The organism is Spirosoma endbachense (genome assembly GCF_010233585.1).
Taxonomy (GTDB): Bacteria; Bacteroidota; Bacteroidia; order Cytophagales; family Spirosomataceae; genus Spirosoma; species Spirosoma endbachense.
Genome location: NZ_CP045997.1, coordinates 8,507,765 through 8,523,715 on the forward strand (window position 1 = coordinate 8,507,765; position 15,951 = coordinate 8,523,715).

Below are 15,951 nucleotides of genomic sequence, written 5' to 3' on the forward strand. Positions count from 1 at the left end.
GACGTATTCCGCCATTTGCCGACAGCTAGAGCAGGAAGGGCTTACCCCTCCTGTTTCAGTTTTCCCTTCATGGCGTGGCGCAGCTTTTCTACCTTGGGTAGTGATACGTGCTGTATATACGGCTGTTTGGGATGCAACTGGCAGTAATTCTGGTGGTATTGTTCGGCGGGATAGAACACGCTGAAGGGCACGACTTCCGTAACGACCGGGTTGGCATAGTGCTTTGACGCATTCACCCGTTGAATTGCAGTCAGGATTTCCTGCTTTTCGGTGGGTGTACGATAAAACGCCACCGAACGGTAATCGCGTCCGACGTCGGGGCCCTGCCGATTGAGTGTCGTTGGATCGTGACCGGCAAAGAACGCATCGAGTAAATCGCGGTAACTAACTACAGTTGGGTCATAATAGACTTGTACTGACTCGGCATGACCAGTCTCATCAGTACCGACCTCCTGATAGGTTGGGTTCGCAACAGTACCCCCGGAATAGCCGGAAATAACCTCCCGAACTCCCTTAATCTGATCGAATCCTTCTTCCTGCGCCCAGAAACATCCACCAGCAAACGTAGCCACGGCTTCGCCGGGTTTCAGTTTGGGTAGTCGGGCAGGTGCGGTTTCCAGGTCCTGAGCCTGCGAGCAACTCGTAAGCAGCCAGAATCCGAGTGTCAAAATCTGAATGAATCGCATGGTATTTATTCGTTTACTATTTTTTGACGAACTCTAAAGCTACACCGTTCATGCAATAACGAAGACCCGTTGGGGCAGGACCATCATCGAAAACATGGCCCAAGTGTGCATCGCAAACTGCACATTGCACTTCGGTTCGAAGCATACCGTGACTGGCATCTGACAGATCTTTTATGACGCTTTTACGGAGTGGAGCGTAGAAACTTGGCCAGCCCGTTCCTGATTCAAACTTGGTATCCGAGCTAAACAGGGGTTCATGACAGCAAACACAGCGGTAGATTCCGTGTTCGTGGTTATTGGCCAGTGGACTGCTGTATGGACGCTCGGTGCCTTGTTTTCGCGTGACGGCAAACTGGGCGGGTGTCAGTATCTTTTTCCAGTCTGCTTCTGTTTTCTCTACCCGACGGGGTGGCTTCTCCATATAAATGTGGTTTGAATCAGGCCCAAAAGCTACTACTGAAAGTACCGGAGATACAGCCAGTAGTACGCTCACTAAGCTCCCCAAAATTGATTGTCGATTCATGGTTTTTGTGTTTGTTGATGAGTTGATTGATAAATTGATACAGGTAGTATAATGCCAATCTGGTCGGCAATGTCGCAGGCTACTGCCCGCTTAGATTTCAGCCCGAAGCGGTGAATCGCTCCGTTACGATGGATGAGGGTAATCTGGTTCGTATCGTGCCCGAAAGCCGCACCTTCATCTCTAAGCGAGTTGAGCACAATAAGGTCCAGGTTTTTGCTAACCAATTTCGCCTGAGCATTCGCTAGTTCATTATCGGTTTCCAGCGCAAAACCAATCATAAGCTGATCATTACGTTTTTGCTGCCCCAGACGGGCCGCAATGTCCACTGTTCTGACGAGTTCCAGACAAAACTCTGTTTCCTGCTTCTTGATTTTCCGGTCGGCAACAACCTTCGGTGTATAATCCGCAACGGCAGCAGTCAGCACCGTAATTGTCGCTTTCGGGAAGTGATGCTGACAAACTGCGTACATCTCAGCCGCCGAACGGACCGGTATAACGTTGATGGCAGCATGCCTGGCGGTCAAATTTGTAGGACCACTGACGAGTATGACCTTTGCTCCGCGCTCGGCCAGCACTTCTGCGAGCGCATAGCCCATTTTACCGGTCGAGTGATTACTGATGTACCGTACCGGGTCAATGGCTTCCTGCGTAGGGCCAGCCGTTAAGAGTACGCTTAGCCCCTTTAGGTCCATATTTATAGAAGCAAACAACGAGCTCATTCTGAAAAAGTTAATGATTGACTGGCAATGTAATTGGCAGTATATTAGGCCGTTAGGCTCTTATTTTTCTTCGTACGTTTCCACATGTCAATCGCTTCCCGAAGAGTCATATAAGACACTCCCCGGCGGTGGTTCTCACGACTGATATCAAACAGAACACGCCAGTGTTGAAACAGTACCCGGTAGGCTTCACGCAACGAAAAACCTGGCTGGTAAATGTGGGCAGGTTCAGCTCCTGCACCGTTTAGCTCCATAATTCGAATGTGTTTCCCTGCGTATAAATCGGCCACACTCCGGCAACGCAGGTCATATCGCCCAAAGTAAAACCCATCAATGGATTGACTGATCTGGTCGAATACCCGGTTTAATGCTGGCGAAATGAGGTGGTTGGCATCCAGGAATTTGGTGCCTCGGCAATGGTTTCCAATTGACACCAGGGTCAACGTTTCACCTGGGGCCGGAATTTTGTGAAAAATGTTGCCATACCTGGCCGTAAGCGCGGGCAGTTGAAGAATGGCCCGCTCGTTCTGCCTGATCAGATTTTCGACACAGTCGCGCCCATTGCCGCGTATGGTCAGAAATTCTTTCTGCACCACAGACGACACTACGCCCTGTTCCTGTCCCGGCATCCGATAATAAAAGACGCCTAGTTCGAGTGGTTCATCGACATATTCCTGAATCAGAAAATCGACCGGGCTACTTTCCAGATAGCTAACCAGCGCTTCTGTGTGCTCAATTTTTTCGACCCGCCAGCCGCGCTCGCCCACGTTGGGTTTGGCAATGATTGGGTACGTTAACCCTATCGTTTCCATTCGACTAACGATACCATCAATAGGCGTCGATACGGGAACGAACAAGGTAGCTGGTTTGAACTCATCGCTGATACGGTCCAGAATACGTGCTTTGGATTCACCAAACAGACCGCCTGTTTCGATGGATGGGTTCGACGCCGAAAAGAAAAACAAGGAACGCGCCCTGATCGACAGCCAGATATGGTAAAAAAACAGCGGAAAATAAACTACCTCGAATGGCCAGTATTCCCAGTGTCGTAGACGGATAAGAAATGGACTATCAAAGCGAAATGAGGGTAAATACGCCAGTACTATTTCCCAGAAACGGGTTGGTGTACTGACATCGGAACTTCGCCGGGGTGCACTAAGCGGTTGCATAGTAAGGATTGATGGTTTGTTGGCTACCTATCGACTGGGTAAAATCTTCGTAAAGCATCGTTACGTCCTCCTGATGATGGACAACGCTCGTTAGACTGACTGTTAGCATGAAATTCTGGCGGTTCATTCGAAGGCCGTTCTCGGCATCGCCCTTTCCCGCAACCTGATGAAAACGCCGAATAGCATCGACAGATAGGGTAGGATTCTGACGATACCAATCCCAAAACCAGCCTTCCCGCTGCCGGATTATATCGGCCGAATAGAGTGTTGCTGACGACCAGATGTATGGCTGTTCCGGATTTTTTTCGCGCATGAATAGTCGATTGCCAGTCCAGCGCAGTTCGATCAGTCGATTTGCTTCGGCGATCAGGAGCGTAAGTGGCTCAATGTTGCTGAAATCATAGGTAGTAATAAACGATTCGATCGTTGGATAGGCAAAAACGTGTACAGGTACTAAACCCCGGCTGTGCCGATAGGGTGGTTTGGGCAGGTGGGGTGTAAAGGCTCCATTCAGTAAGCAAACGGTCGTTCGCCTAGTCCCAAAGCGTAGCCCGGATGCAATCCATGTCCCTTTCCCCTGCGGATCTTGTGGAAAAGTAACGTCTATTCCGTCGACACGAACTGTTCGGGGGGGCAGCGCGGCCGGGCGAATGGCTTTTTCGTCGCGGCTGTGCGTTAGGATAAAATCGTTCGCCCCAAGAGGTAAATAGGTGGCAGTACACATGAGCAGTTATCTTGATTACTTCAACATAATCAAGACTTATACCACTCTCAATTTTTAAGACAACTACCTGTCTATTAGACAATTGCCTGTTAAATTATTTTTGTGCTCAAAAAATAATTTACGATATTTCGTAATGCTCTTGGTAAATCGGGACAATCACGTGAAGGCATCGGCTCTGCTGGCAAACCCTTTCCGCCTTTAGCTTAAAAAATAGTAGCTTTGGAACGAAGCGGCAGATTAGTCTGTACTGCCGGAGGAGTCTTTCGCACGAACAGTTCTGGTTTGGTTACGAATGCCCCGACGTACAGGATAGTGGCTTCCAGCACTATCTAAACCCTAACCTTTTGACCACCAGGATTCTCATGAACATCCTATCTGTCAATGTGGGTCTGCCTCGTTCGGTCGAATGGGGCGGGCGAACGATTACTACCGCTATTTTCAAATACCCCATTGAAGGGCCGGTATCACTAGAACCGCTCAACTTCGTTGGGGATCGGCAGGCCGATCTGACCGTACACGGCGGGCCAGATAAGGCCGTATATGCCTATGATACCGCACATTACACCCATTGGCAGCACCAAATCGAACGCGACGACTGGGCTCCCGGATTATTTGGGGAAAACCTGACTACTGAGGGGTTGCTCGAATCTGAGGTACGCATCGGCGACCTGTTTCGTGCTGGTTCGGCCCTATTACGGGCAGTGCAACCCCGGTTTCCATGTTATAAGCTAAACGTTCGGTTCGATGATTCGGGCATGACTCGTCGCTTCGCTCGTGAGGGTCGATCCGGTATTTATTTCCGGGTAGTAGAACCAGGAACCGTACAGGCAGGCGACGAAATTACTCTGATCGAAGCAGCTGACACCACCATTACCATTCAAACTGTATCCGAAATCGTATTGACCCGCAAGGCAGATAAAGACGTATTTGCGAGCTTGCTCACCCTGCCACACCTGCCGGATTCGTTAAGGAGGATGTTTGGTTAGTGCTGGGAATAAGGGTTTAGAATACTATTCTTAAGGTCGTTGAATGCCTAATTTTTTCATTCGGGAGTCGAGCGTAGTGGGAATCATGTCGAGGATTTTCGCGGCTCCGCTCTCACCACTCACTTTCCAGCGCGTGTATTCCAGTACTGAAATGATATGATTCCGTTCGCAGTCTTCCATTGTCAATAGCCCGAAGGCGTCCCGGCCGGTTTTGAGTGACAGCATACTCTTCTGGCCTGACCAATCGCCAAGATCCAGTTTACGGCCCGACGAAATAATCAGCGAGCGTTCGATGATGTTCTCTAATTCCCGAACATTTCCTGGCCAATTGTAGGCCATCAGCGCATCGAGTACGTCTTTCGGAATATCGTCGATCTGGCGACCGATGCCGGGACCATGTTTGGTGCAAAAATGCCGAACCAGCAGCGGAATGTCGTCTTTACGGTCGCGCAGGGGTAGGCTCTGAATCGGAAATACGTTGAGCCGATAGAACAGGTCTTCCCGGAAATGGCCTTCGTTTATTTCTTTTTCGAGGTTGCGGTTGGTGGCGGCAATCACTCGAACATTTACTTTCAGGGTTTTACTGCTTCCCACTCGCTCAAACTCCCCTTCCTGCAACACCCGAAGTAGTTTGGCCTGCAACTCAATTGGAATTTCACCGATTTCGTCCAGAAAAATAGTCCCCCCATCAGCCAGCTCAAACCGACCGATTTTCTGAATCATTGCTCCGGTAAACGCCCCTTTCTCATGGCCAAATAATTCCGATTCGATCAGCGTAGCGGGCAACACGGCGCAGTTCACTTTTACCAGTGGTCGATTTTTTCGGCTGCTTCGGTTATGCACGGCCCTGGCCAATAGCTCTTTACCCGTGCCTGATTCCCCCAATATCAACACCGTTGTATGGGTCGAAGCAACCTGCTCGACCTGTCGGAGAACTTTCCCGAATGCTTTACTCTGGGTGACAATTTCGTCAAAGTTGCTGGTCTGTTTAATCTCGTCGCGCAGGTAGGTATTCTCGGCCTGTAGCTGGTTCTTTAACTGTTCTACTTCAGCCAGCGCTTTCGACAGCGATTCAGTACGTTCGGCCACTCGTTTTTCGAGCAGTGCGTTGGCTTTTTCAAGATCGCGTTGCAATTGGCGTAATGTCAGGTGCGTGTTGATGCGGGCAAGAACTTCCTGAAGCTGAAAGGGCTTGGTAATATAATCGACAGCGCCCATGTTGAATCCATTCACTTTGTCGATTGTCTCCGACAAGGCGGTCATAAAGATCACCGGAATGGCCTGAGTTGCCTCTGCATGTTTCAACCGACGACACGTTTCAAAGCCGTCCATGCCCGGCATCATAACATCCAGCAGAATCAGATCTGGCTGAGCCAGCCCAGCCTGTTCGATCGCGCTTTTCCCATCACGGGCGACCAGCACTTTATAGTTAAAACGAGTTAAGGTTTCGAACAACACGCTTATGTTATTGGGCATATCGTCTACAATCAGAATGGTATGAGCGGATCTGGACCGCCCCAACTCGGTGTCGTCGGCTAACTCATCATTCATAAACTCGTTCATAACGTCTTTAAGCAAGCTTGAAGGTATTTTCGTATCTGACGGGTATCGAATTCGCCCGCGGCCCGGCGTATTTCGCTGATAAAGCGGTTATACGCCGAACTCTTCTGCTCAATATCAGCGAGATATGCCAAAATACCCTGAATATCGCCCATGCTGGCGAGTTTGTACAATGCTTCGAGTTGCGAACGATCTGGAACTGAACTAGTATCTGTAGGAATAGTGTCAAAACGAGTTGTCATTTCTGCTGCTGCATCGTTAACAGGCCGGGTTTTCCAGGCAAGGTTCAGGAGATGGCCTATTGTGGTCAGCAGTGCATCAAAATCAATCGGTTTGGCAATAAAATCATCAAAACCTGCCTGTTGGCTCTTTTGCTTGTCCTGTTCGAATACCCGCGCCGAGAACGCAACAACTCTGGCTGAATTCGTATCGGCATTGGTCCGAATCTGCTTCAGTGCCCCAAACCCATCTAAATAAGGCATTACTAAATCCAGCAAAATCAAATCCGGTCTGTGGGCTACAGCCTGCTCGACAGCCTCGCGCCCATTGCGGGCCTCAATCACGGTAAACCCCAGTGGTATCAACAGATTAGTCAGGATGGAACAATTTTCCCAGCCATCGTCAGCCACCAGAATTGTTTTGCGCGGTCCTTCATAGCCAATAATAGGCTGGCTAAGTTTAGCAGTGGGGTTCGTTTCGGAGGGAATCGCGGCTTCGGGCAAGGCCAGTGAAAGCCGGAACTGTGTCCCCCTACCCGCCTGACTGGACACGTAAAGATCACCGTTCATCAGTCTTACCAACTGGTCAGTTATCGATAAACCCAATCCAGTACCTTCCACAAAATCAACCGATTCGCGGATTTGCTGAAATGGCAGAAAAATACTGGCCAGTTGCTCATTGGCAATGCCAACACCCGTATCTTCAATCATGAATCGAATGGTAGGTGGTAATGTTGCTTCGTGGCCTTGCCCCGGCTTATAATCTGCCCGAAACGTAACCGTACCCGTTGGCGTAAATTTGACGGCGTTGCCCAATAAATTGAGCAGAACCTGACGCAGTTTACGTTCGTCGCCCACGACCCATTGGGGTAGATTCGGAGACAGATCCGTCTCAAAGCATAATCCTTTCTGCTCTGCCCGGATTTGGGTTTGTTGGGCAATGTTATGCAGCAATTCGGGCAGGTAAAATACCTCCGAAAATACTTCCATTTTCCGGGCTTCAATTTTCGATAAGTCCAGAACGTCGTTGATGAGCGATAGCAGACTTTCGGCGCAATCGTGCATGATTTTAATGCCATTCTGCTGACTTTTCGTCAAATCGGGATCACGCTTAAACAGCTGAGTATAACCCAGAATACCGTTGAGTGGTGTACGTAATTCGTGGCTCATGGTGGCCAGAAACTCGCTTTTGGCCCGATTAGCGGCTTCGGCATCTTCTTTGGCAGTAGCCAGCTCACGCGTTCTGGCTTCTACCGTGTTTTCCAGTTGTTGCTGGATTTGCAACAACCGTTCTTCGGCCACTTTACGTCCGATTTCGGCACCCGAACGGGCCGCCAACACCCGCAGAATACCGATGTATTTGTGATGGTTGGTCATCGGGCGGGAATCACTTACGGATAGATGCCCGATAACTTCGCCGGATTTATCATGAATCGGTACGCCAATATAAGACTCTACACCAACTCCCTGCCAGAAATTTGCCGCTACGTCGGTAGGGAAGTAAAACTCGCGGTCTTTCATGACAATCGAGCAGGGCGTTCCGGCCAGATCGTACTCAATATTTTCGTGTAAATTGCTATTAACGCTGAAAGCCAGTGTTCTGACGCGGGTTTTCTCGATATTGGTACATTCGGTCACGATAGCGTATTGTACATTGAGTGTCGCCGTCAATTGCTTCACCAGCGACTGAAAAAAGTCAATCCCGATATCGGAGGCTGTTCCTTCCGAAATTCGACGTAACGTATCGTCTAACTCAGATCGTTCTGTTACGTCGCGCACAAAACAGCAGAGATAATCCTGTTCGTCGAGCCGGACAAAATTCATCCCAACCTCGGCCTGTCGGGTTGTGCCATCCTCCCGAATTTGAGGTAGATCGAACGTTAGTGTATGGTGCTGCCGGAGGTTTTGCCATAACATAACGTATTGATCCTGACTGTAATCTGGATAAATAGCACTGATGTGAAGCTTACTGATCTGGTCGGGCAGATAACCAAGTTGCTGGCAGGCCGCTGTATTGGCCCGGTATACCTGACCATGCAGATCGAAGAGCAGGATTGGTTCCAGCGCATTTTCGACCGTAAAGTGCGACAGGCGAAGTACATTGTAGGGAATGGCACCAGATGCGTTTACCATAATGGGTTAAAAGTAATTGTCTGGCTGATTCAAAATCGGGCCAGTTATACGGATCGATTGCGCAATTCCCGTTCCGAAATGATCAGATTAGATCAATTGCATCCTGGCGAGCCGGAATAGAGTTTTTTAGCGCTTCCCTGCTTCAAGCCCAGTTAATCTGCCTGCAGTTTTTCAATGGTATTTCGGGAAGCTTACGAAATATCGGAAATTCTTTTCAAAAGCAGTTCGATGCCGGGATGGATCTCAACCGTCATTTTCGCCTTTTTCTGGCTCTACAGGGTGTTTTTATCGTGTTTGGCACGACTGGAATGGTATTTGGCAATTGAGTGAACGAAAACATGTTGATCGTCACAACGCCAATCAATCAAACAACCTATACCATGAAAATGCTTTTGCTCCTGTTTGTCGCCTTAGAGCTAACCCAATGGACGCCGTCTTTGGCTCAATCCAAACCCATCGCCGATTCACCCACGGTTCGTAAACAACAGTTTAATCTCGAAAATGGTATCGCGCTGCAAGGGTATGATGCCGTCGCTTATTTCACTCAGAATAAGGCCGTGAAAGGGTCGGCCTCAACTGCTTATACGTATAAGAATGTTACGTACCGTTTCGCGACTCCGGCCAACCTCAAAGCATTTCAGGAAAATCCGGAACGATATGAGCCCCAATATGGTGGCTGGTGTGCTTACGCCATGGGGGCTACCGGCGAAAAGGTAGAAGTTGACCCCGAAACCTTCAAGATCAAAGATGGCAAGTTATTCCTGTTCTACCACACATTCATCAACAATACATTGCCTAAATGGAACAAGGATGAAAACAACCTGCACAAAAAGGCAGATGCCAGCTGGGGCAAGTTCACGCAATCTCAATCCTGATTTAATACGTGCGTAACCCTATCGTCGATCATGAACAAAGTCGCATTCTATTTCCTGTGGGCAGCCCGCTTAGTAGCAGCTATTATCATGCTCCAAACGCTGTATTTTAAGTTTCTGGCGCAACCCGAGTCGGTCTATATTTTCTCGACGCTCGGTGTTGAACCCTGGGGGCGAATCGGCTCCGGCATTGTCGAACTGATTGCCTCAGTGCTTATTCTGATTCCCCGCACAAGCTGGATTGGGGCCGGTTTAGGGTTATCTGTAATGCTGGGTGCTATCCTGGCGCACCTGACCATACTAGGCATTCCAATACAGGGAGACGGAGGTTATTTATTCTTTCTGGCATTGACCGTAGCGGGTAGCTGCATCACCATTCTGCTACTAACGCGTTCGCACTGGTTGCCTATACTCTTCTCTGTTTCAGGCAAACGGAACATTCGGGTAAATGCGTGATTCGCACACCATTATTCAGTACAAATTCTTCATCATTCACTAGCTATGCCATGTCGCTCAAATCTGCCAGTACCGATATTTTGATGCAACTCGCCGAGGTAATCGGCCAATTAACGGATCATGATTATGCCCGCCCGTTGGCTGTGCTGTCGGGCAACACCATTGGCAAGCACGTTCGGCATATTCTGGAATTTTACGAACTGTTAGTGACTAGTGTGCAAACGGGTCAGTTAAACTACGACCGGCGGCATCGTGATCTGCTGCTTGAAGTCGATACAGACGAAGCGCTACGTCGTATCGGGACCATTGACCGGGCTATTCACCGGATTGATCTAAATCAGTCAATCGGACTGGAAGCCGATTTGTCGGTCAAGGGTACTGAAAATCTCCAGATACCGTCGTCGTTTGCCCGTGAGCTTCTATACAATATCGAACATGCCATTCATCACATGGCATTGGTACAGATTGCCGTTCAGAATGCATTCCCGGCGGTTGAGTTACCTGAGCATTTTGGAGTTGCTTACTCAACGGTCAAGCACCAATCACACTGATACACTATCTGTCATTGATGGCTCATCTACTGCCAAACCCATGCTTCTGTTATTTTTTATCGTCTGTATAATCAGCTTTGCAGGGTCTATTCACCCAGGCAGCGTTAATCTGGCCGTAGTACAAACGACTCTGAGTCAGAGCAAACGGGCGGCAGTTTGGCTGGCGTTGGGAGGAAGCCTGCCCGAAATTGCCTACAGCAGTCTGGCAGCCGGTGGACTGATGCTCATTCCAACAGATTCGAACTGGATGATCGTTCTGGCGTATGTGCCCATACCGGTATTGTTGGGTGCAGGCATTGCTTCCTTTCGGCAGAAACCTGTTGTTATTAATCCATCAAGTGACGGTGGGCTATCGCTACCGTTCTGGAAAGGGGTTGTGTTAGGGAGTACGAACCCTCAGTTATTGCCGTTCTGGTCGGCGGTTTGGCTTTATCTGAGCCGGGCCACAATAGGCAGCCATATGCTGGTGCCAATGAGTCAGTCGGCCAGCCAATGGGTATTTGCCCTCGGTACGGCAACGGGCGCGTTTGGTCTGCTGATCGTTGTCGTTTGGTTGACCCATCGGCATCGGCAACGTATTGTACAGTATTTGAATGGTCCATGGATCAACCGTCTGACGGGAGCCTTATTCATAGGTATGGCACTCTGGCAAACTATTCAGGTGTTGGTTTGAGGTTTGAGCCTAGCCAACTGAAACGTCAACCAACACCTCGAATAACCATCCCAACCTTATGAAACGGTCAACCTCGTGGTGGGCATACATTTTTCGCAGGCGCCAATTGCTACTCATGTTGGTACTGCTCATGGCGCTACTTCCCCAATGCGTTTCGATCCGTATGTCGGATCGGAAAATAGACGATTACTTCGCCAACCGTCCTGTAAAGCCTACGTTCGAGACGATTAAAGTGAATGAGCGTTCGATTCATTACGCGCTTATTGGTGCCGATACATTGCCAACAGTGCTGTTTATTCATGGCTCGCCTGGGTCATGGGATGCGTTTATCAGTTTTTTTGCCGATTCGTCGCTCTATAATCGGGCGCAGCTGCTATCCGTAGACCGTCCGGGCTTTGGTAAGTCGGATCTGGGTGAACCAGAGCGCTCCCTGTCAGCCCAGGCCGCCGATATTGCTCCACTTCTTCGACGGAACCGGTCTAATCGGAAACCAATTCTGGTAGGGCATTCGCTGGGCGGACCAGTGGCGGTCAGGCTGGCGATGGATTATCCGGAACAGGTTGGCGGATTGATTCTAGTCGCGCCTTCAATTGATCCGGAACTGGAAAAAAAGGAGTGGTATCGGTCGATTGGCACTGTATTTCCATTTCGTCAATGGCTGCCAACCGAGCTTGATGTCAGCAATCAGGAGATCATTCCATTAAAGGCCGAACTTCAGAAGATGGTCCCGCTCTGGACCACAATCCGGATTCCGGTTATCGTTATCCAGGGCGACGATGATCCGCTCGTACCACCGGGCAATGCGGCTTTTGCCAAACGAATGCTGACGAATGCCCCGGTAACGATCCAGATGATTCCGAGCATGAATCATTTCATTCCCTGGCGTCGGCCTGACTTAATTCGCGAGGCCATTCTTCATCAACTCACTAACAATCAACAAACTAATGCCTCAATTAACTAACAATCAATTTTAAACTATGAAACTGACCATTCTGCGTCTGACTATTTTCGCCTTGTTCTCTGTAACAACTGCTTTTGCTCAACAATCAACTGTATTTGCCCCTTCTGGTAAAGCCATCCGTGGCTATGATCCCGTTGCCTATTTCACGGAAGGCAAACCCGTTCAGGGCGACTCCACGCTTTCCTACAATTATCAGGGTGCCAATTGGTATTTCGCTACTGCCCAGAATCGGGATGCTTTCAAGGCAGAGCCAGAAAAATACGCTCCTCAGTACGGGGGATACTGTGCCTATGGTACGTCTCAAGGTCATAAAGCGCCTACTGAAGCGGATGCCTGGACAATCGAAAACGGGAAATTATACTTCAATTACAACAAGAAGGTTCAGACACTCTGGAATAAAGACCGACCCGGTAATATTCAGAAAGCGAATACGAACTGGCCAGCCATAAAAGATAAAGATGGCCATTGAACCAGCCAACCAAATTGCCATGCGGTAATTTGATTGCATCCGTTCTGTGCTGCACGCATGTTTCGATACAACGAATCAACGGATGCGGAGCAGAACGGATGCCCATTTTTTTGAACGCAGTTTCCATCGCCAGATCAAAACGGTCGGCTGTCTCTTCTAGTAGGATGCGGTTACTTCCCGCCACCATTGGTATGTATACCCAAAGATGTTAACGAACTCAAGTATCACTAAAATAGTCATAAAAAGAACAAGTATCCCGGTAAAGCCATAATCAATTAGCTTCACCTTTCTTTTTGGACCGGCTGGCATAAGCTTTTTGCCGGATGTTCTTTTACTCCTTATTGCCGGCTTGTGTTTTAGCGAAGTATGACGCATAAGTCTATACCATTTCTGGACTATCAGTATGTGCACCCGGACCCCGTTTAACAAGCATGGGGTCAGATTACTGGTGGCAAATTGCAGGCAAGGCTTAAGGATGAGCTTAGAAAATTCTTAGAATTCCCTTAGAAGTTGGATGTCCCAGATAAATTGACCCGGAAAACACAAAAACGCTACCAGAGATCATGGCTCCGGTAGCGTTAAGACTCGCTAATACTATGAAAAAGATTATTGTTTTGGTGGACGCGATTCAGCCGTAGTTTCTGTTTCCGACGAAGGAGCGGCATCGCTGGTTGATCCCGTTTTTTTTTATGAACACTTAAAAACGGGGTTCGTCCGGGAAGCAATGGCCCGGCAAAGTCCCGACAAGCAACGAGCCCAAGAAATAAATACGGATTTGCTCTTGTGATTGAGCACTTACCGTATCAAACCCGGAATGTCGACCAGCCAGACAATCAGCAGCGACAACAGAAACAAAATACTCACAAAGATGAGCAGCCAGTCAGGTTGTTGCGGAGGTTGCTCATCAAATGGATTCCTGGGTTTAGCCCCCGTTTTCGATTGATGAGACCGGGTCGGCGGGAAAAATGATGTATATAGCTGGAGTGATTCAAGCTGGATCATAGCGCGTGATCATTTTGACAATACAGTCGGGTACTGTACTGGCAAAAGTGCCCCGACAGGATTAGTATTCGCTGAAAAACTCCTTAGAAATTGCTTAGAAGTAGGTGTGCCTGGGTATTTCCAGTCGAAAAATGGTCCATTGCCCAGGTGAAGACGATACGGACACCGCCCCCCCATGCAGCCGAACAATGCGTTCCACCAGGGACAGCCCGATGCCATATCCGCGTACCTCAGCCGTTTGGCTGCCTCGATAAAATGGTTCGAAAATATACGGCAGATCATCAGCCGGAATGGCAGGCCCATTGTTGAGAATACTGATTTGTAGCACTTTCTGGCCAAAATTAACCTGCACTCGGGCCTGACCGTCAGGCGAAAATTTGCAGGCATTTTCGGTTACATTTTTGATCGCCGTACAGAGAAGCGTTTTATTGCCCCGAACGATTAGCTGGTCGGGGTCATCGGGTAGTTCGCCCAGGTCAACCAGCACCTGGTATCTCGGATTAACGGCATTGATCTCATCGCGAATGTCCCAGACAATTTCATCGATTCGAACCGTATCGGTTAGCAGACGGGCGGCATTGTCCAGATTTACCTGCGATAGCTGGAGCAGTTCATGCGTTAGTGCCGAGAGAGTTGTCACATCATCGAGTACCGAACGAATAGTTTGCCGATAAGCTTCTGGATTACGCTGATTCAATAAACTAACCTCCAGTTGAGAACTGATCTGCGTAAGTGGGTTTTTCAGTTCGTGCGATACATTGGCGACAAACATGCGTTGCAATCGGAACGATTCGGCCACCCGGTCGAGCAGGCGGTTAATTGTTGACGAAAGTCGACTGATTTCGTCATCGTCCTGTTTGACTGGCAGGCGTTCATCCCGATTATCGGGGAAGATGGCGTTGAGTCTCTGATTCATACGCTGCATCGGCTGGAGCGCGTCGCCCGAAAAAAACCAGCCGGAAAAGGCAGTAATGCCTACCGACAGGAAAAATAAGCCGCTCAATGCCCAAAGCAATTGCCGAAGAAACGCATCGCCGTAGGTGTTTTCGGCGCTGGCCAACACGACATACAGGCCCGATTGCCCCGGTGGGCCAGCCGTCATGAAGCGTGTACCGGAAACGTAATAAATGCCCTGCCGGAAGTCTTTGCGTTTTTGTTGCCGGATGGAGGAGATCAGATCAGGTGAAACATCCAATGAAACCGCATCATTCGTTTCATAGATAATCGAATCCCGGCCATCAAAGACCTTATATTTCTGATTGGGTAACTGGTCTTTTCGGATTTTGCCAAGCTGCCGAATGAGCTTTGCGTCCAACCGATGCCGAATGAGCATGTCGCCGAGCGTATTAGCCTTACGGTCGAGTCGCCGGTAAAAATCTGACGAGACAAAATACCAGCAGAAAGCATACACACTCACGAAGGTTAGCAGCAAAATAGCTGATACTAATCCCGTAAAACGAATGGCCAATCGATTGCGGATCGTCATACTAAAAAGAGCGGGAGCACCAGTGGCAGATTCTTATTATTCGGACTCTTTAAATACATAGCCCATTCCGAATTGTGTATGAATTAATTTTTTCGGAAAGTCCTTGTCGATTTTTTTGCGGAGGTAATTGATATACACTTCTACCACGTTGGTGCCCGTATCGAAATTTAGATCCCAGACATGCTCAGCAATTTCGGGCTTTGATAATACCCGTCCCTGATTACGCATCATAAATTCCAGCAATGCAAATTCACGGGCGGTCAGGTCGATGAGCTGATCGTCGCGTCTGACAATTTTGGCATCCAGATTCATTTCTATACCCCCGTACCGCAGTGTTTGGGCAGTCATAGCAACCTGTGTGCCCCGCTTGGTCAGCGATCGTACGCGCGCAAGCAACTCGGCAAACTGAAAAGGTTTGGTCAGGTACTGGTCGGCTCCGGAGTCGAATCCGACTATTTTATCTTCGGCTTCACCCAGGGCTGTCAGCAATAATATGGGTGTGGTTAACCCTTCAGCCCGTAATTGCCGACAAAGTTCGAAGCCATTCAGGCCAGGAATAATTACGTCAGTGATGATGGCAGCATAATTATTCTTCATGGCCAACCGCTTGGCAATCAACCCATCATATGCAATATCTACCTCAAATTGACTTTCTTCCAGACCCTGCTGAATAGCCTGTAACATTTTGGGTTCATCTTCAATGACCAGGAGTTTCATATCGGCGGGAGGGTATCGATGTTGAAAATCGTTCTGTAACAATAAC

17 protein-coding genes are annotated in these 15,951 nt (G+C 48.9%); 7 read left to right on the top strand and 10 right to left on the bottom strand.

Annotation, left to right across the window (positions count from 1 at the left end):
* Window positions 1–41 precede the first annotated feature (41 nt).
* Genes msrA through GJR95_RS34500 form a run of 5 tightly spaced genes read right to left on the bottom strand, consistent with a single transcriptional unit; the run spans window position 42 to window position 3,821 of the window.
* Window positions 42–686, bottom strand: a complete 645-nt coding sequence (gene msrA / locus GJR95_RS34480; protein WP_162390177.1) for a peptide-methionine (S)-S-oxide reductase MsrA — start codon at window positions 684–686, stop codon at window positions 42–44.
* A 16-nt stretch (window positions 687–702) separates the two neighbouring features.
* On the bottom strand, window positions 703–1,209 hold the full coding sequence (msrB, locus tag GJR95_RS34485) for a peptide-methionine (R)-S-oxide reductase MsrB (RefSeq protein ID WP_162390178.1): 507 nt from the start codon (window positions 1,207–1,209) through the stop codon (window positions 703–705).
* Window positions 1,206–1,928, bottom strand: coding sequence for a phosphopantothenoylcysteine decarboxylase domain-containing protein (locus GJR95_RS34490; RefSeq protein ID WP_162390179.1), 723 nt, complete (start codon window positions 1,926–1,928; stop codon window positions 1,206–1,208). The genes msrB and GJR95_RS34490 overlap by 4 nt, the downstream gene beginning before the upstream one ends.
* Before the next feature lie 44 nt (window positions 1,929–1,972).
* Window positions 1,973–3,097, bottom strand: a complete 1,125-nt coding sequence (locus GJR95_RS34495) for an ATP-grasp domain-containing protein (protein WP_162390180.1) — start codon at window positions 3,095–3,097, stop codon at window positions 1,973–1,975.
* Window positions 3,084–3,821 carry a hypothetical protein gene (locus GJR95_RS34500; RefSeq protein WP_162390181.1) on the bottom strand — a complete coding sequence of 246 codons (738 nt, stop codon included), beginning with the start codon at window positions 3,819–3,821 and terminating at the stop codon, window positions 3,084–3,086. The genes GJR95_RS34495 and GJR95_RS34500 overlap by 14 nt, the downstream gene beginning before the upstream one ends.
* A gap of 362 nt (window positions 3,822–4,183) precedes the next feature.
* Between GJR95_RS34500 and GJR95_RS34505 the strand changes: the two genes are divergently transcribed.
* A complete protein-coding gene (locus GJR95_RS34505; protein WP_162390182.1) occupies window positions 4,184–4,807 on the top strand; it encodes an MOSC domain-containing protein in 624 nt (207 codons plus the stop codon).
* Window positions 4,808–4,837: 30 nt separating this feature from the next.
* On the opposite strand, the gene GJR95_RS34510 is transcribed toward GJR95_RS34505, so the two are convergent.
* On the bottom strand, window positions 4,838–6,358 hold the full coding sequence (locus tag GJR95_RS34510; protein ID WP_162391981.1) for a sigma-54-dependent transcriptional regulator: 1,521 nt from the start codon (window positions 6,356–6,358) through the stop codon (window positions 4,838–4,840).
* A gap of 8 nt (window positions 6,359–6,366) precedes the next feature.
* Window positions 6,367–8,718 carry an ATP-binding protein gene (locus GJR95_RS34515; protein WP_162390183.1) on the bottom strand — a complete coding sequence of 784 codons (2,352 nt, stop codon included), beginning with the start codon at window positions 8,716–8,718 and terminating at the stop codon, window positions 6,367–6,369.
* 380 nt (window positions 8,719–9,098) lie between these two features.
* On the opposite strand from GJR95_RS34515, the gene GJR95_RS34520 reads away from it, so the two are divergent.
* The 6 genes from GJR95_RS34520 to GJR95_RS34545 are packed head-to-tail and all read left to right on the top strand — an operon-like array spanning window position 9,099 to window position 12,700.
* The gene (locus GJR95_RS34520) at window positions 9,099–9,593 is read left to right on the top strand and encodes a YHS domain-containing (seleno)protein (protein WP_162390184.1); all 495 of its coding nucleotides are present in this window, start codon (window positions 9,099–9,101) and stop codon (window positions 9,591–9,593) included.
* A gap of 30 nt (window positions 9,594–9,623) precedes the next feature.
* Window positions 9,624–10,046, top strand: a complete 423-nt coding sequence (locus GJR95_RS34525; RefSeq protein ID WP_162390185.1) for a DoxX family protein — start codon at window positions 9,624–9,626, stop codon at window positions 10,044–10,046.
* Between the two features lie 50 nt (window positions 10,047–10,096).
* Window positions 10,097–10,597, top strand: coding sequence for a DinB family protein (locus tag GJR95_RS34530; protein WP_162390186.1), 501 nt, complete (start codon window positions 10,097–10,099; stop codon window positions 10,595–10,597).
* A gap of 40 nt (window positions 10,598–10,637) precedes the next feature.
* Window positions 10,638–11,270 carry a LysE family translocator gene (locus GJR95_RS34535; protein ID WP_162390187.1) on the top strand — a complete coding sequence of 211 codons (633 nt, stop codon included), beginning with the start codon at window positions 10,638–10,640 and terminating at the stop codon, window positions 11,268–11,270.
* A 58-nt stretch (window positions 11,271–11,328) separates the two neighbouring features.
* Window positions 11,329–12,231, top strand: coding sequence for an alpha/beta fold hydrolase (locus GJR95_RS34540; protein ID WP_162390188.1), 903 nt, complete (start codon window positions 11,329–11,331; stop codon window positions 12,229–12,231).
* Window positions 12,232–12,247: 16 nt separating this feature from the next.
* Window positions 12,248–12,700, top strand: a complete 453-nt coding sequence (locus GJR95_RS34545; RefSeq protein WP_162390189.1) for a YHS domain-containing (seleno)protein — start codon at window positions 12,248–12,250, stop codon at window positions 12,698–12,700.
* Between the two features lie 795 nt (window positions 12,701–13,495).
* On the opposite strand, the gene GJR95_RS34550 is transcribed toward GJR95_RS34545, so the two are convergent.
* The 3 genes from GJR95_RS34550 to GJR95_RS34560 all read right to left on the bottom strand — a co-directional run bounded on the left by GJR95_RS34550 (window position 13,496) and on the right by GJR95_RS34560 (window position 15,905).
* Entirely contained in the window at window positions 13,496–13,702 is a 207-nt protein-coding gene (locus GJR95_RS34550) for a hypothetical protein (RefSeq protein WP_162383931.1), read from the bottom strand.
* Between the two features lie 94 nt (window positions 13,703–13,796).
* Window positions 13,797–15,188 carry a sensor histidine kinase gene (locus GJR95_RS34555; RefSeq protein WP_162390190.1) on the bottom strand — a complete coding sequence of 464 codons (1,392 nt, stop codon included), beginning with the start codon at window positions 15,186–15,188 and terminating at the stop codon, window positions 13,797–13,799.
* A 36-nt stretch (window positions 15,189–15,224) separates the two neighbouring features.
* On the bottom strand, window positions 15,225–15,905 hold the full coding sequence (locus tag GJR95_RS34560; protein ID WP_162390191.1) for a response regulator transcription factor: 681 nt from the start codon (window positions 15,903–15,905) through the stop codon (window positions 15,225–15,227).
* Between the last annotated feature and the right edge of the window lie 46 nt (window positions 15,906–15,951).